Source organism: Streptomyces sp. 4N509B (genome assembly GCF_052245655.1).
Lineage (GTDB): Bacteria > Actinomycetota > Actinomycetes > Streptomycetales > Streptomycetaceae > Streptomyces.
On sequence record NZ_JBQQBZ010000010.1, the window covers coordinates 1 to 15,141 of the forward strand.

Annotated in this window: 14 protein-coding genes and 1 riboswitch; of the genes, 11 read left to right on the top strand and 3 right to left on the bottom strand. The window is 73.2% G+C overall.

The window, feature by feature from the left end; genetic code table 11:
- Positions 1–120: 120 nt before the first annotated feature.
- The 8 genes from ACTWP5_RS12355 (at position 121) to ACTWP5_RS12390 (ending at position 7,128) form a co-directional block, all read left to right on the top strand.
- Complete coding sequence (locus ACTWP5_RS12355; protein WP_443220919.1) at positions 121–1,410, top strand: ROK family transcriptional regulator; 1,290 nt, start codon at positions 121–123, stop codon at positions 1,408–1,410.
- 64 nt (positions 1,411–1,474) lie between these two features.
- A riboswitch (FMN riboswitch) is annotated at positions 1,475–1,605 on the top strand.
- Between the two features lie 452 nt (positions 1,606–2,057).
- Positions 2,058–2,690 (top strand): riboflavin synthase, encoded by a 633-nt coding sequence (locus tag ACTWP5_RS12360; protein WP_443220920.1) that lies wholly within the window; start codon positions 2,058–2,060, stop codon positions 2,688–2,690.
- The gene (locus ACTWP5_RS12365) at positions 2,687–3,367 is read left to right on the top strand and encodes a nicotinamide mononucleotide transporter family protein (protein WP_443220921.1); all 681 of its coding nucleotides are present in this window, start codon (positions 2,687–2,689) and stop codon (positions 3,365–3,367) included. The genes ACTWP5_RS12360 and ACTWP5_RS12365 overlap by 4 nt, the downstream gene beginning before the upstream one ends.
- Complete coding sequence (locus tag ACTWP5_RS12370; protein WP_443220922.1) at positions 3,364–4,743, top strand: bifunctional 3,4-dihydroxy-2-butanone-4-phosphate synthase/GTP cyclohydrolase II; 1,380 nt, start codon at positions 3,364–3,366, stop codon at positions 4,741–4,743. Before ACTWP5_RS12365 ends, ACTWP5_RS12370 begins: the two co-directional genes overlap by 4 nt.
- A gap of 143 nt (positions 4,744–4,886) precedes the next feature.
- Positions 4,887–5,408 (top strand): 6,7-dimethyl-8-ribityllumazine synthase, encoded by a 522-nt coding sequence (gene ribH / locus ACTWP5_RS12375; protein WP_443220923.1) that lies wholly within the window; start codon positions 4,887–4,889, stop codon positions 5,406–5,408.
- An 8-nt stretch (positions 5,409–5,416) separates the two neighbouring features.
- Entirely contained in the window at positions 5,417–5,689 is a 273-nt protein-coding gene (locus ACTWP5_RS12380) for a phosphoribosyl-ATP diphosphatase (RefSeq protein ID WP_443220924.1), read from the top strand.
- 100 nt (positions 5,690–5,789) lie between these two features.
- The gene (gene hisG / locus ACTWP5_RS12385; protein ID WP_443220925.1) at positions 5,790–6,638 is read left to right on the top strand and encodes an ATP phosphoribosyltransferase; all 849 of its coding nucleotides are present in this window, start codon (positions 5,790–5,792) and stop codon (positions 6,636–6,638) included.
- Positions 6,592–7,128 carry a PH domain-containing protein gene (locus ACTWP5_RS12390; RefSeq protein ID WP_443220926.1) on the top strand — a complete coding sequence of 179 codons (537 nt, stop codon included), beginning with the start codon at positions 6,592–6,594 and terminating at the stop codon, positions 7,126–7,128. The genes hisG and ACTWP5_RS12390 overlap by 47 nt, the downstream gene beginning before the upstream one ends.
- A gap of 51 nt (positions 7,129–7,179) precedes the next feature.
- Here the strand turns inward: ACTWP5_RS12390 and ACTWP5_RS12395 are convergent, their stop codons facing one another.
- Together ACTWP5_RS12395 and ACTWP5_RS12400 are read right to left on the bottom strand one after the other, a co-directional pair.
- Positions 7,180–9,150: an AAA family ATPase gene (locus ACTWP5_RS12395; protein ID WP_443220927.1), complete on the bottom strand. Its 1,971-nt coding sequence runs from the start codon at positions 9,148–9,150 to the stop codon at positions 7,180–7,182.
- 51 nt (positions 9,151–9,201) lie between these two features.
- Positions 9,202–9,852, bottom strand: a complete 651-nt coding sequence (locus ACTWP5_RS12400) for a uridine kinase family protein (RefSeq protein ID WP_443220928.1) — start codon at positions 9,850–9,852, stop codon at positions 9,202–9,204.
- Between the two features lie 124 nt (positions 9,853–9,976).
- Between ACTWP5_RS12400 and ACTWP5_RS12405 the strand changes: the two genes are divergently transcribed.
- From ACTWP5_RS12405 to ACTWP5_RS12415, 3 genes are all read left to right on the top strand, one after another.
- A complete protein-coding gene (locus ACTWP5_RS12405) occupies positions 9,977–11,380 on the top strand; it encodes a peptidase C39 family protein (RefSeq protein ID WP_443221058.1) in 1,404 nt (467 codons plus the stop codon).
- Positions 11,381–11,784: 404 nt separating this feature from the next.
- Entirely contained in the window at positions 11,785–12,636 is an 852-nt protein-coding gene (locus ACTWP5_RS12410; protein ID WP_443220929.1) for a hypothetical protein, read from the top strand.
- Between the two features lie 176 nt (positions 12,637–12,812).
- On the top strand, positions 12,813–14,222 hold the full coding sequence (locus ACTWP5_RS12415; protein WP_443220930.1) for a CHAT domain-containing protein: 1,410 nt from the start codon (positions 12,813–12,815) through the stop codon (positions 14,220–14,222).
- Positions 14,223–14,394: 172 nt separating this feature from the next.
- Here ACTWP5_RS12415 and ACTWP5_RS12420 read toward each other — a convergent pair whose 3' ends face one another.
- Positions 14,395–15,033 (bottom strand): TetR/AcrR family transcriptional regulator, encoded by a 639-nt coding sequence (locus ACTWP5_RS12420; protein ID WP_443220931.1) that lies wholly within the window; start codon positions 15,031–15,033, stop codon positions 14,395–14,397.
- Between the last annotated feature and the right edge of the window lie 108 nt (positions 15,034–15,141).

Consider the following 15,141-nt stretch of genomic DNA (forward strand, 5'->3'; position numbering starts at 1 on the left):
GAGGTGGGCATGGCGGGCATCCCTCGGAGAGGTCTGGCAGGGTGGCCTGATATTATCAGGAAGGCTTCCTAATAGAAAGCTGTTTTGGTACTGCCCGACCTCCCCGGCGAGGATGCGCCCATGCCCACCACGCGCACCGCGTCCCCCCGCACCGCCCGCGCCATCAACGACCGCATCGCCCTCGGCCTCCTCGCGGAACGCGGCCCGTTGACCGCCGGTCAGCTGCGGGAGCTGACCGGCCTGTCCCGGCCGAGCGTGGCCGACCTGCTGGAACGCCTGGGGCGCGACGGTCTGGTCGCCGTCGTCGGCGAGACCGGCGCCCAACGTCGCGGCCCCAACGCGCGGCTGTTCGGCCTCGTCGCCGACCGCGCCCACGTCGCCGCCCTCGACGTGCGCACCGGCGGCGTCTCGTTCACCCTCGCCGACCTGGCGGGGGAGACGGTGGCGGAGGCGACGCTCACGGCGGGAGCCGACGGGCGGCTCGGCGAGGACGAGATCGTCGACGCCGCCATGACCGCCCTCCACGAGGCCCTGCGCCGCGCCGGGGTGCGCTCCCTGCACACCGCCGTCGTCGGCGCCCCCGGCCTCGCCGACCCCACGACCGGCGCGCTGCGCGCCACCGGCGACCTCCCGGGCTGGCACGCCGAGCTGCTCACCGCGCTGCGGCAGCGGCTCGGCGCCCCCGTGGTGCTGGAGAACGAGGTCAACCTCGCCGCCATCGCCGAGCACCGGCTCGGCGCCGGCCGCGACCACGACACCTTCGTCCTCATGTGGCTGGGGGAGGGCATCGGAGCCGGCGTGGTGCTCGACGGGCGGCTGCGGCGTGGCGCCTCGGGCGGCGCGGGCGAGATCGGCTTCATGCCGGTGCCGGGGACCGGCGGCCTGCCCTCCCGCTCGGACTGCCAGGACGGGCTCCACGTCCTGGTCTCCGCCGTCGCCGTCGCCGCACTGGCCCGTCGGCACGGGCTGACGCCGGCCGGCCCGGACGCGGAGGCCGTCGCCGCGCTGCTGCGCGAGGTGGCCGACGCGGCTCAGCCGCTCCCCGAACCGCGGCCGGAGCCGACGTCGGGGCCGGTGGCCGGGCCGGAGCCGGCGGCGGAGGGCGCCGGAGCCGGCGCCGAGGGCTTCCTCGACACGCTCGCGGAACGGCTCGCCGTCGCCGCCGCGGCCGTGACGGCCGTCCTCGACCCCGGCTGTGTCGTGCTCGGCGGCGAGATCGGCCGCGCCGGGGGAGACGCCCTGTCCTCCCGGGTCCACCGGCGCCTCGCCACGCTCTCCCCCCTGACCACCGTCGTGCGCCCGGCGGCCGTCGCCGGCAACCCCGTGCTCCACGGCGCGCTGCTCACCGCCCTCGACGCCGCCCGGCGGGACCTGTTCGACCCGGCCGGCACCGCCCGCCAGGGCCTGTGACGCCCCCCACAGGCCGACACGCCTTCCGGCCGACCGTGGCACACTGAAAGGCGTACCAGCGACGTAGCGCACTCCGGGGTCGGTGAAAGTCCGAACCGGCGGTAACAGTCCGCGACCCGGCCGCAGCCAGCGGCCGGTTGACCAGGTGGAATTCCTGGACCGACGGTGAAAGTCCGGATGGGAGGCAGTGCGCGGCGGAGCGGTTCCGGCCATGCCGCGGTCGTCGGATCCCGTCCCAGGGCGGTCCGTCGCGTCGATCACGCGCCCCCGTGCCGGCCACCGCCCCGTCCTGTCCTCGAAGCGCCCCGGAGCCGTGCCTGACAGGCAGGAGACAGGTTCCGGTGGCGGATCACCCCGCGGCGACGAGCGCGACGGCCCTCACGGCCCCGCCGCTCCCGCAGTCCCCACACGCCGCGCCATTCCGTTCCCCCGTGACGCCGGGTCGTCCCCGCCGACGCACCGCGCCGGCCCCGGTCCCGGCCCTCGCCGAACCCGCCGGGCCCACGGGGCCCGCGGGCGCTCCCGCCTCCGCACCGGCAGCGCGCCGCCGCGCCCCCGCCGCCGTGCCCCTCCCCCCGCCGTCGGTCCCCCCGCCGTCGGGGCGGCCGCGAGGGTCCCGGCGTTTCCACCACCCCAAGGAGTCGTGAGTGTTCACGGGAATCATCGAAGAACTGGGCGAGGTCGCCGCTCTGACCCGCCACGGTGACTCGGCGCGGCTGCGGCTGCGCGCCCCCCTCGTCACCGAGGGCGCCGTCCACGGAGACTCGATCGCGGTCAACGGGGTCTGCTTGACCGTCGTCGAGACCGACGACGACGGCTTCACCGCCGACGTCATGGCCGAGACGCTGAACCGCTCCAACCTCGGCCACCTCGCCCCCGGCGACCGCGTCAACCTCGAACGCCCCACGAGGCTCGGCGGCCGGCTCGGCGGACACCTGGTGCAGGGGCACGTCGACGGCACCGGCACCCTCCTGAGCCGCACCCCCGGCGAGCACTGGGACACCGTCGCGTTCTCGCTGCCCGCCAACCTGGCCCGGTACGTGGTGGAGAAGGGCTCCATCACGGTCGACGGCGTGAGCCTCACCGTCGTCAGCGCCGCGGGGGACCACTTCACCGTCGGGCTCATCCCGACCACGCTCCAGCTGACCACCCTCGGACGGCACCGGCTGGGCTCGGTCGTCAACCTGGAGACCGACATCGTCGGCAAGTACGTCGAGAGCCTGCTGGCCCACCGCGAGGCCGACCGCCAGCCCTCGCCCGACGAGGTGACCTCCCGATGAGCGTGGTGGACGCCCTCGACCACACCCTCAACGGCACCGCGTTCTCGGCGTTCGGACAGCACGTCATCTGGTCCGACATCGTCGGCAACCTCGCGGGCCTGGCAGCCCTCGCCCTGGGCTGGCGCCGCTCGGTGGCCACCTGGCCCGTGCAGCTGCTCTCCGGCGCCATCCTCGTCGCCGCCTACGCCTCCGCCCAGCTCGGTGGGGGAGTGGGCAAGCAGTTGCTGGTCATCACCGTCGCCGTGTGGGGCTGGCGGCAGTGGCACCGGGGCCGTCAGGACTCCGGCGACGGGCAGATCGCCGTCCGTTTCGCCACCTGGCCCGAGCGGGCCGCCCTCGCGACGGGCGCCGCGGTCGGCACCCTGGCCGTCGGCGGCCTGTTCACCGCCTTCCCCTCGCTGTCCTGGAACCCCTGGCCCGACGCGTACATCTTCGTCGGCACCCTGGTGGCCATGGTCGCCCAGGCCCGCGGCCTGGTGGAGTTCTGGTTCGCCTGGCTGCTGGTCGACGTCGTCGGCGTCCCCCTGGCCTTCGACAGCGGCCTGCCCTTCTCCGGTCTGGTCTACCTGGTCTACCTCGGCCTCGTGCTGTGGGGGATGCGCGCCTGGTGGCTGCAGTCCCGCCGGTTCACGCCGACCGCCCTCACCACCCCCGCCCCGGACGGAGCCACCGCATGACCACCACCTCGCACCCCGACGCGCTCACCGACACCGCCCGCACCGACGCGGCGCTCGCCACCCCCGACCCCGAGGCCCTGACCGCCGACCCCGAGGCCCTGAGCGGGAGCGAGTCCGTGTACGACACGGTCGAGCGCGCCGTGGCCGACATCGCGCGCGGTCGCCCCGTCGTGGTGGTCGACAGCGCCAGCCGGGAGAACGAGGGCGACCTCGTCATCGCCGCCGAGCTGATCACCCCCGAGATCGTGGCGTTCATGATGAGCCAGTGCCGCGGGCTGATCTGCGCCCCCATGGCGCCCGAGGACCTCGACCGGCTGGAGCTGCCGCAGATGGTCCAGCAGAACACCGAGGCGATGGCCACCGCGTTCACCGTCTCCGTGGACGCCGCCCCGTCCCACGGCGTCACCACCGGCATCTCCGCCGCCGACCGGGCGGCCACCCTCCGGCTGCTGGCCGACCCCGACGCCACGCCGGGCGACTTCAGCCGTCCGGGCCACGTCTTCCCGCTGCGCGCCCAGCCCGGCGGCGTGCTCACCCGCCCCGGGCACACCGAGGCCGCCGTGGACCTGACCCGCATGGCTGGGCTGCGCCCCGCCGGCGTCGTCGTGGAGATCGCCGCCGAGGACGGCACCATGCTCCGGCTTCCGGAGCTCACGACGTTCGCCCGCCGCCACGGCCTCGCGCTGATCTCCATCGAGCAGCTGATCGCCCACCGGCGGGAGAACGGCGAGGCGCCCGTGGACAGCCCCGCGGTCCGCCGCGAGGCGTCCACCGTGCTGCCCACCAGCCACGGCGAGTTCGTCGCCCACGGCTACCGTGTCGCGACCGACGGCGTGGAGCACGTCGCCCTGGTCGCCGGCGACCTCGGCGACGGCGAGGACGTGCTGGTCCGCGTCCACTCCGAGTGCCTGACCGGCGACGTCTTCGGCTCGCGGCGCTGCGACTGCGGCCCCCAGCTCGCCGCCTCGCTGGAGCGCGTCCGCGACGAGGGCCGCGGCGTCGTGCTCTACCTGCGCGGACACGAGGGCCGCGGCATCGGCCTGCTGTCCAAGCTGCGCGCCTACGAGCTCCAGGAACGCGGCCGGGACACCCTCGACGCCAACCTGGAGCTCGGCCTGCCCGCCGACGCCCGCGACTACGCGGCCGGCGCGCGCATACTCATCGACCTCGGCGTCCGCTCCGTGCGGCTGATGACGAACAACCCCGCCAAGACCGCGGCACTGCTCCGCCACGGCCTGCGCGTCACCGACCGGGAGCCGATGCCCGCCCCCGCCGGCGAGCACAACCTGCGCTACCTGCGGACCAAGCGGGACCGCATGGGCCACGACCTGCCGTGGCTCGATCCGGCCCCCGTCCCGGCCTGCGGCAACCAGTAGCGAGGGCGGCGGCCCGGCCGTCGCGGCCCCGAGCCCGACGCGGTCGGCCGACCGCCCCCCCACGCGCCGCCGAAGCAGCCGAACCAACGCGAAGAACCAACGCGAACCGACACCGCACCACACCCCCGAGGAGAGAAACGACCGTGAGTGGCAAGGGCGCTCCAGAACTGACCGTGCGCGGTGGCGAGGCGCTGCGTGTCGCCGTCGTGGCCGCGCAGTGGCACACGACCGTGATGGACGGCCTGCTCGCCGGGGCCCTCCGCGCGCTCGAGGACCTCGGCGTCCCCGAGCCGACCCTCGTCCGCGTGCCCGGCAGCTTCGAGCTGCCGGTCGCCGCCCGCGCCCTCGCGGCGGAGGGGCACGACGCCGTCGTCGCCCTGGGCGTCGTCATCCGCGGCGGGACCCCGCACTTCGACTACGTGTGCCAGGGCGTCACCCAGGGACTGACCCAGGTCAGCGTCACCACCGGGGTTCCCGTTGGCTTCGGCGTGCTGACCTGCGACACCGAGGAACAGGCCCTGGACCGGGCCGGCCTGCCCGGCTCCGTCGAGGACAAGGGACACGAGGCCGTCACCGCCGCCGTCGCCACAGCCGTCACACTGCGTGCGCTCCGTCCCACCGCGGGGCCCCGGACCCGGTCGGAGGCCGCGCACCCCGTAGGGTAAGAGCCACCATGGCTCACAAGACATTCGACGCCCTCTTCGCCGAGCTTCAGCAGAAGGCGGCCACCGGTGACCCCGCGACCTCCCGCACCGCAGAGCTGGTCGCGGCCGGTGTGCACTCCATCGGCAAGAAGATCGTCGAGGAGGCCGCCGAGGTGTGGATGGCCGCCGAGCACGAGGGCGCCGACCGGGCCGCCGAGGAGATCTCCCAACTCCTGTACCACGTGCAGGTGATGATGGTCGCACGCGGCATCTCCCTGGACGACGTATACGCTCGTCTCTGATCCTTCGACACCGACGACCGACGACCGACGAGCACGGCCACCGGGCACGGCCGCCGACCGCCGAAGACACCCGCACCAGCACCGCAAAGGAACGCCGTCCATGCTGCGCATCGCCGTCCCGAACAAGGGAACCCTCTCCGAGCCCGCCTCGGCGATGCTCCACGAGGCCGGCTACCGGCAGCGCAAGGACCGCCGCGAGCTGGCGCTGATCGACGCGGACAACCAGGTCGAGTTCTTCTACCTCCGGCCCCGCGACATCGCCACCTACGTCGGTTCCGGCACCCTCGACATCGGCATCACGGGGCGGGACCTGCTGCTGGACTCCGGCGCCGCCGCCGAGGAGATCATGGAGCTCGGCTTCGGCGCCTCCACGCTGCGCTACGCCGCCCGGCCCGGCACCGTCCGCGACGTGCGCGAGTTCGGCGGCCTGTCGATCGCCACCTCCTTCGCCGGGCTCGTCACCCGCCACCTCGCCGAGCACGGCGTGCAGGCCTCCGTCGTCCCCCTCGACGGCGCCGTCGAGACGGCGATCCAGCTCGGGGTCGCCGAGGTCATCGCCGACGTCGTCGAGACCGGCACGACGCTGCGCAACGCCGGGCTGGAGGTCATCGGCGAGCCGGTCCTCCAGTCCGAGGCGGTGGTCATCCACCGGGCGGGCGTGGAGGTGCACAACGGCAGGGCCCAGCAGTTCCTCAGACGCCTCCAGGGCGTCCTGGTCGCCCGCCGGTACGTGATGATGGACTACGACATCCGGGCCGAACTGGTCGACCGGGCCGTCGCCCTCACCCCGGGGCTGGAGTCGCCCACCGTCTCCCCCCTGCACGACAAGGGCTGGGTCGCGGTCCGCTCCATGGTTCCGGTGCGGGACGCCCAGCGGGTCATGGACGAGCTCTACGACCTCGGTGCCCGCGCCATCCTCACCACGGGCATCCACGCAGCGCGGCTGTGACGCGCCCGTGACGTCGCCAGGGCCCGTGCGGCCTCCCGAGTTGCCGGTCACGTTCCGTCCGGTCGTGACCCGGCTCGTGCTGATGACCGTCGGCGTCGTCACCTTCCTCGTCCTCACCCTCGTGGCCGTGCTGCTGCCGGCGAAGGGCGCCGTGAGCTGGTCCTTCGGTGACCGCGTCGCCGTCAGCGCCAGCGGCCTGCTGGCCTGCGGCGTGCTGACGTTGCTCAGCCGTCCCAAGGCCGTCGCCGACAGGGACGGCGTCACCGTCATCAACCTCACCACCCGCCGCTGCCTCGCCTGGCCCGAGATCCTGCGCGTCACGCTCCGCCGCGGCGACCCCTGGGTGACGCTGGACCTGGCCGACGGCACCACCCTCGCCGTGATGGCCATCCAGCCCGGCCTGGCACGCAGCCGCGCCGTGGCCGACGCGCGCACGCTGCGGGCCCTCGTCGAGATCTACGGCTCGGCGCCGCCGGACGCCGACACCTGACCCCACCGCTCCACCGCGCCGTCCGTCCGCCATCCACCGTCCACCGCGATGTCAGGGCAGGTCCGGCGCGTGGAGCCCGCCCGCCTCCGGCGGGCCGCCGTCCTCGGCCTGTCCCCGCGGCCGCCCGGCCAGCACCTCGCCGTAGGCCTGCATCAGGTCGGGCAGCCGCAGCGTGGCGAGCTCCTCCCGTGTCGGCGGGGTGGCCCAGTCCGCCAGGCGCACGTCGCGGAAGGCGCAGCTGGACTCGTACAGCGTCCGCAGGAAGCGCCCGTTGCCCAGCTCGTCGATCCACCCCTCGGCGACGACGTGCTCGCTGATGCTGTGCAGCTCCTCCAGCGCCTCCGCGTCCCACACGTCGCCCTGCTCCTCCGCCACCAGCTCGCCGATCGCGGTCAGCTCCCGCGGCCGGAAGCTCGGGAACTCGACGCGCGTGGCGAACCGTGAGCCGAGGCCCGGGTTGGCCGCGAGCAGCCGGTCCATGCCCTCCGGGTACCCGGCGAGGATGACCACCAGGTGCTCGCGGCTGTCCTCCGCCCGCTTCAGCAGCACCTGGAGCGCCTCGTCGCCGTAGGCGTCACCCTTGCTGTACCCGGAGTGGACCAGGCTGTAGGCCTCGTCGACGAAGAGCACCCCGCCCAGCGCCGAGTCGATCAGCCGGTTGGCCTTCACCGCCGTCTGCCCGAGGAACTCCCCGACCAGGTCGGCGCGTTGGGCCTCCACCAGCCGGTCGTGGGCGAGCACCCCCAACGCGTGGAATATGCGTCCGAGGATCCGGGCCACGGTCGTCTTCCCCGTCCCCGAGGGACCGGAGAACACGAAGTGCCGCTTCGGCGGCTGCACCGGAAGCCCCTGCCCGGACCGCAGCCGCGCCATCCGCAGCTGCGCGGACATGGCCCGCACCTGCTCCTTGACGGGCTCGAGACCGACCATGCGCTCCAGCTCCCGCAGGGAGCTCTCCAACAGCGCGGCGTCACCGGCGGGCGGCCCGCCGGCCGCGCCGCCGCCCCCGGCCGGCCCGTGGACGCCCGACCCGGCGGCGGTCGTGGGGGAGACGACGCGCCGCCCCGGGGCCGGCTCCGGCGTCACCGGCGGGCTCACGCCGACGGGGTCGTAGGGCGGCGAGCCCGGGGCCTGGGGCGTGCCGGCGGCCGGCACGTCGCCCCCGAAGGTCAGCGGCGCGTCCAGCAGCCCGGCCGGCACCGACGGGTCCGCCGTCGCGTCGGCGAGGAGCTGGGCGGCGTCGGGATCCTCCTCGGTGAGCGCGGCGATCCGCTCCACGAGATCCATGAACTCCGGGTCGACCTGGTGCACGGCGCGGTACAGGGCCAGCGCCGAGGCGCTGCGCCCGCTGCCCTCCCGGGCCCGCGCCAGCCAGTACCGCAGCTCCTTGCGCTGCGGCTGCTCCGTGCGACACCGCATGAGGGCGGCGGCCAGCAGCGGCTCCGCCTGGTCGTACATCTCCAGCCTCACCCGCGCCATGCCGGCGAAGAGGCCGGCCTCCACACCCAGCTGCGGGTCGTCGACGAGCGTGGAGGTGAAGCGGAACAGCGCTTCCCAGTCCTTGGCGAGGTAGCTGCGGCAGGCGTACAGGAAACGGGTGTAGGGGTCGTTCTGCGGCGGCGGGCAGGCCGCGAGCGCCAGGTCGAGCTCCGGCATCCGCCGGCCGTCCAGCAGCTGCGAGGCGTGGGCCAGCAGCAGGTCACGCCCGGTCTCCAGCACGGGCTGCACCCACCAGCCCAGCCAGTACCAGGAGCTCAGCGGACGGCCGTAGCGGGCGCGCTGCTCGCCGAAGCGCTCGCGGTTGCGGTACATCTGCTGGAGGGCCGTGGGCACGTCGGCGCGCAGGGCGTGCAGCCCGAGCCAGGCGTCGGCCATGCCGGGATCCTGGCGGACCGCCGAGCGGAAGCCCTCCTCGGCCTCCGCGTAGGCCGCGGCCGTGTACGCGTCCATGCCACGCAGCCAGGCCAGGTCGGCCGCCGACGCGTGCGGGTCGGGGACCCCGTGTGGCCCGGGACTCGTCATGACTCCCCCTCACGGGATCCTGCGCCGCATGCCGTCAGCGCCGGAAGGGAATCACACGCAGGCATCGTCGCTTTCGCTGTGGTCGTCGATCGGGCCGGCCTCGTCCATGTCGTAGCGGTCGCCCCTCGGCCTCATCAGGATATCCGCAAAGGGCCTTGACGGATCATCAGCCAGGTGCCGCCGCTCGGCGCGCTCCCAGACCTGCCAGAACGCCGCCTGCCGCGGCCCGTCGCGCAGCCTGCCCCGCTCCCACGCCTCGGCGGCGGGCACGTCGACCCAGATCAGACGCGACAGGTGCGGACGCAGCGCCCGGCGCCCGGCGCCGACGCCCTCCAGCAGCACGACGGGGGCGGGCGGGCAGCAGGCGGTGTGGGCGACGGCGCGCCGTTCCCAGTCGTACACCGGGTACCGCGCGACCTCGCCGCGGGCGAGCGGCGCCAGGACGTGCGTGGTGAGGCGGTCGGTCCACGCGAAGAGCTCCCCGTGACGCGCGAGGTCGTCCAGCCGTATCACGGGGGCCCCGCCGAGCGCGGCCGCCAGCGCCGTGGCGAGGGTGCTCTTGCCCGAGCCCGCGTGCCCGTCGACCGCGACCAGCCGCACCGGCCCGAGGGACGGCGACGTGGCCCGCAGGCGGGCCGCCAGCCCGGCCAGCCGCGCCGCGAGCACCACGGGATCGGGGGCCGTCGGGGCGCGGTGCGTCACACCGCCAGCGTAACGGCGCCAGAGGTTGCACCAATATCGCCGCGGCGCGTTCCCGTGCCAATGACTTCTCGTCACCGCGTCCAGCGGCGATAGTGGTGCCCCGCAGGGAATCGATCAGGAGGCCATCACCGTGACCACGACGCCCCGCCGCACCGTGCTCGCCGCCGCCGTCGCCGCGGCGGTCGGCGGCTCCGCCGCCTCGTTCGCGGCCCCCGCCCACGCCACCGACGCCCTCGACGCCGGCACCACCGGCGCGGGCTCGGCACCGCGCCGCCGCCGACCCAGGAGCGACTCGACGATCGAGTACCACGGCTGGAGCACCGCCGGGGACTGGCGCGGCGGCACCGCACGGGGCGTGACCGTCGTCGACGGAACCCGGCCCGGCGTGGTGTTCGCCTCGCCCGAGGGCACCGTGGACTACACCGACCCGCACACCGGCACGACCGCCTCGTGGGAGTACGCGAGCTGGCTCTCGCCCACCCACCAGGCCGCGACCCCTGCCACCGAACTGATCGCCTCGTGGAACGCCGACACCCCGGCCGGCAGCTTCCTGCGCGTGGAGATGCTCGGCCGCTACAGCGACGGCACCGACACCCCCTGGTACACCCTCGGGGTCTGGGCCGCGGGAGACGCCGACATCCGCCGCACCTCCGTGGACGGGCAGGAGGACGGCAAGTCCACGGTGTGGACCGACACCTTCGCCATCGACGACGCCGACAGCGGCCTGCGTCTGGTGAGCTACCGGCTGCGGCTCACGCTCTACCGCACGCCCGGCGGCGGGGCCACCCCGAAGGTGTGGCGACTCGGCGCCATGACCTCCGACGTGCCCGCCCGCTTCGAGGTGCCCGCCACCACACCCGGCGTCGCCTCCGGCATCGAACTCGAGGTGCCGCGGTACTCCCAGAACATCCACGTCGGCCGGTACCCGGAGTACGACAACGGCGGCGAGGCGTGGTGCAGCCCCACCTCCTCGCAGATGATCATCGAGTACTGGGGGCGGCGCCCCTCGCAGGAGGACCTCGCCTGGGTCAACCCCGACTACGACGACCCCCAGGTCTGCCACGCGGCACGCTTCACCTTCGACTACCAGTACGAGGGCTGCGGCAACTGGCCGTTCAACGTGGCCTACGCCTCGACGTACCGGGACATGCGCGGCGTGGTGACGCGCATCGCCTCCCTCGCCGACGCCGAACGCCTCATCGCGGCGGGCATCCCCCTGATCACCTCGCAGTCCTTCTACGAGGCCGAACTCGACGGCGCCGGCTACGGCACCTCGGGCCACCTGATGACGGTGATCGGCTTCACCGACGACGGCGACGTGATCGCCAACGACCCGGCCAGCTCCAGCAACGACGCCGTCCGCCGGGTGTACCCGCGACGCCAGTTCGAGAATATCTGGCTTCGCACCCAGCGCTACGACCAGAACGGCGCGGTCAGGAGCGGTACGGGCGGCGTCTGCTACATCTATTTCCCCGCCACGCCGGCACGAGCTCAGCGCCGCGTCCTGCGGGACCTCGGGATCTGCTAGGCGCAGGTTGTGACGGGGAACGGCGCAGGGCGGCGTCCATCACCTCACGGCAGTGCTCGTCGCCGTCCTGCGTCAGATGTCCGTAAATGGTTGACCGTGACCGTGATCGAGCGGTGTGTGCCGCAAGCTACGCGAATCCTCCCGCGCCACTCCCGGACGAAGGTCCCGAGCGGTTCCCGTCCGGCATCCGGGTTGGCGTAACGGTGGGCACGCTTGTCGCGCTCGATCCTGGTGGCGACGTCAACGGCGTCCTTCCTGCGTGCGCATCACGTCGCCGCCGAACCCGCGGTGCTCTCCTGGGCTGTGAGCTGATCCGGGTGGCGCTGGCGGTGCTGCCTGCGACCCCTGCCTTCGGCGCGGTAGCCGCGGCGACGGGAAGGGGCCGGGAAGGGATACTGGGCCGCATGAGCGAAGGGGAGGGCGCCCAGGGCCCGTCGCGGGACGTGTCGGGGCGGGAAGGGACATCGCAGGGGAGGCGTCGGCACCTCATCGGGATGTGCGTGTCGGGGGCAGCGGTCGCCCTGGCGGTGGCCCACATGGTCTGGCCGGACCTCGCCATCGACACCATCACGGTGATGCTGTTGGTGGTGGCTGTGGCGCCGTGGCTGGGCGGGATCTTCGACACCATCGAGTTGCCAGGTGGCCTGGTCATGGCGTATCGGCAGCTGGCCAGGCGCGTCGAGGCCAACGAGGAACGCACCGCGCGACTGGACCAGGAGGTGGACGGCGCCAGCGCCAACGCCCGCGTCGCCCTGGCGGCGGCGGGCAGCGGCGACTGGGAACAGGGCCGGTCGGAGCCGGAGCACGCTCCGGCGGCACGAAGGACGATGGACCGTCTCGCCACCCACTACACGGAGCTTCGGCAGTCCGTGCCCGGCGGCCCTGCTCGGACCGCCGAGCAGGAGCGAGTCTTCGCCGAGATGTTGAGGGTCACGCCGCGTGTCGCCGTACTGGACGTCGAGGCCATGCTGAGCTCGGACGACCCCGGGCAGCGCCTGGCCTCCGTGGCTCGCCTGCACGCCGTCCCCGACCCGACACACTTCGCCTCCCTCGTCGACGCCGCGGTCCGTGAACCGTTGCCCTTCGTGAAGTACTGGGCGTTCAACGCGCTGGGACGTGCGATCGACGAGATCGGGGCGGACCAGGTTTCCGTCGGTACGGTGCGGAAACTGCGTGCCCACCTCGCCGACGTGCCACCGGGCAGTGACCGTTCCCGCGCACTCCAACGCGTCCTGGCCAGGCTCGCCACGGACTGAAGGAGAGGGGCACACTCGGCACCGCGCCTCGCCCCGCCTCGACGCCTCTGGTCGGTGCCGGCACCGACCCAGCGGGCCGACCTTCGACGAGATGTCAACGCTACGTTCTGATGAGTGGACAGAGAGTTCCCGTCATGGTACGCAGAAGTACCGAAGGTCTGCGGAGGGGGACGAGGGTGGACCAGCAGGACGGGCGGTTGGTGGGGTTCGACGCGCGGAAGTGGCGGTCCCTGCGGCCGATCGTCGCCCGGCAGGCGGAGGCGTTAGCCGGAGAGGCGGTCTGGATCCGGCTGATCGCCGCCGGGGTCGGTCCGACGGGTTCCCGTGAGCTGACGGTGATCACTGATCGGGACATCCTGGTCTACGGCCCGTCTCTGCGCACCGCACTGGAGCTGGGCACTGCCCTGCCGCAGCCGCAGGCGTCGTGGCCGGTACGGGAGATCCTCCGTGTGCATCCCTACGGCCGCCTGTGGACTGTGAAGGTGGAGGACCATCACCGCAGTTCGCTGCGCCTCACCTGCCCTTCGGAGGAACTGGCACGGACCGTGCAGGCGGTTGCCTGGCCGGTCACCTACCGCGTGCTGCCGTCGGCCGGCTATCCGTTCCGGGACGGCGACGTGGTGCGGTTCTGGCAGACGCGCGAGTCGCTGGTCTTCGCCTCCCCCGGGACCGGGGCCACGACGGAGATCCCGTTCGCGCGGATGGTCTCCCTCGGCACGGGCGGGGCCAGCTCGGCCTTCGTTTGGGTCCAGGGGATGATGGCCCAGGCGGCGCAGCTCGCCGGCGCGTCGCCGACCGGGCACACCGACCTGAGAGTCGAGACCCTGGACGGCGAGCTGAACCTCCGGACGACGATGACGAGTGCGCAGGGTCTGGAGGAGGAACTGGCCGGCGCCCAGCTGGCTGTGCGGCGCCTCGACGCCGAACGGGCCGCCGCGGAGCGGGCTGCCGCCGAGGAAGCCGCTGCGCGGGACGCTGAGAAGTTGGACATCCTGTTCCTGTCGGCCAATCCCGTCGTCAACGACCGCTTGGCCCTGGACGAGGAGATCCGTTCGGTCAGGCAGAAGATCCGGCTCGCGGACGGCCGGGACAAGGTGCGTCTCGTCTCGCACTGGGCCGTCCGGCCCGACGACCTGCTTCAGCACCTGAACGAGCACCGTCCGCACGTGGTGCACTTCAGCGGCCACGGCAGCTCCACGGGGGAGCTGATGTTCGTGGACGACAGGGGGCAGCCCAAGCCCGTGCCGCCCGCCGCGCTCGGGGCGCTCTTCCACACGCTGCGGGACAACGTGCGACTGGTGCTGCTCAACGCCTGCTACTCCCGTCCCCAGAGCCAGGCCATCGTGCAGTCGGTGGACTACGTGGTCGGCATGAAGGCGGCCATCGCCGACGAGGCGGCCGTGATCTTCTCCTCCTCCTTCTACCGGGCGCTGGCCTTCGGTCGCACCGTCGAGGAGGCGTTCAGGCAGGCGAAGGTGGCCCTGATGTTGGAGGGCGTGGGTCAGGAGGACACTCCCGAGTTGCTGGTCAGGCCCGGGGCGTCCGGACAGGAGCGGCTGCTGAGCCCTCGCGGTCCGGCTGCCTGACACGCGCGCCCTCGCCGCCGCTCCAGTGGCAGCTCGCGCGAGCCGCAGGACGGCAGGCCATCAGAAAGTGTTCCGGCACTCTGTGTGAGCGAATGTGTACCCGACGGGGTCGGCGGCCTGCCGGTGCGGGAGGTGTCGGGTGGTTGCGCGGAGCGGTGGGCCACCTGGTGGCTCAGGGGCCGTGGGGCCCCGGTGCGCCGTATCGGGCGAGCATGGTCAGCACCGCTTGGTCGACCGCGTTGGTGACGGCGGAGTCGTCGGGCTCCCAGTGTGCGAGCAGCATCCGCGGCCAGAACACGTAGTTGGAGATCATCCCGAGGAACTGGGTCGCCGCCGTCTCCGCGTCGTCAAGCCGGGCTGTGCCGGCGGCGTTCTCCGCTGCCAGGTAGCGGCGGACCGACTCGAAGTAGGGCATCTTGCCGAGCTTGAACTGGGTTTCGCCGAGCTCGGGGAAGCGCGGTACCTCGGCGATGACGATGCGGAAGAGGGCGGCCATGCCGGGTTGGGTGAGAAGGGCGACGTAGCGGCGTCCGATGGCCTCAAGTCCCGCGCGGAGGTTCCCTGGCTCGGGGAGGGGGGTCTCCTCGTCGTCGACCTTCCAGTATTCGGTGACGATCGCCTCGAACAGGGTCGCCTTGGTGGCGAACTGCTTGAACAGAGTCGCCCTCGACACGCCGGCCGCCTCGGCGATGCGGGCCAGCGAGGTGCCGTCGTAACCGGAGTCGAGGAACAGCTTCGTCGCTGCCTCGATGATGGACGTCCGCTTCTGCGCTGCCACGCGCCGGTGGTACTCCGAGGGCTGTGCCGTCATGCCCTCCAGTATGCCTCTCGCTGCGAGGTGAGTCACTTGACTCACCTCTAGTGCCGCCCTTACCTTGGGAAAGGTGGTGAGTCGGACGACTCACCATTACGGGAAGGA

What these genes read in the sequence shown, in the direction of transcription:
- ACTWP5_RS12370 (WP_443220922.1), top strand. Translation starts at nt 3,364, where the DNA reads ATGACCACCACCTCGCACCCCGACGCGCTCACCGACACCGCCCGCACC.
- ACTWP5_RS12355 (WP_443220919.1), top strand. Translation starts at nt 121, where the DNA reads ATGCCCACCACGCGCACCGCGTCCCCCCGCACCGCCCGCGCCATCAAC.
- ACTWP5_RS12420 (WP_443220931.1), bottom strand. Translation starts at nt 15,033, where the DNA reads ATGACGGCACAGCCCTCGGAGTACCACCGGCGCGTGGCAGCGCAGAAG.
- hisG (WP_443220925.1), top strand. Translation starts at nt 5,790, where the DNA reads ATGCTGCGCATCGCCGTCCCGAACAAGGGAACCCTCTCCGAGCCCGCC.
- ACTWP5_RS12365 (WP_443220921.1), top strand. Translation starts at nt 2,687, where the DNA reads ATGAGCGTGGTGGACGCCCTCGACCACACCCTCAACGGCACCGCGTTC.
- ACTWP5_RS12395 (WP_443220927.1), bottom strand. Translation starts at nt 9,150, where the DNA reads ATGACGAGTCCCGGGCCACACGGGGTCCCCGACCCGCACGCGTCGGCG.
- ACTWP5_RS12380 (WP_443220924.1), top strand. Translation starts at nt 5,417, where the DNA reads ATGGCTCACAAGACATTCGACGCCCTCTTCGCCGAGCTTCAGCAGAAG.
- ACTWP5_RS12410 (WP_443220929.1), top strand. Translation starts at nt 11,785, where the DNA reads ATGAGCGAAGGGGAGGGCGCCCAGGGCCCGTCGCGGGACGTGTCGGGG.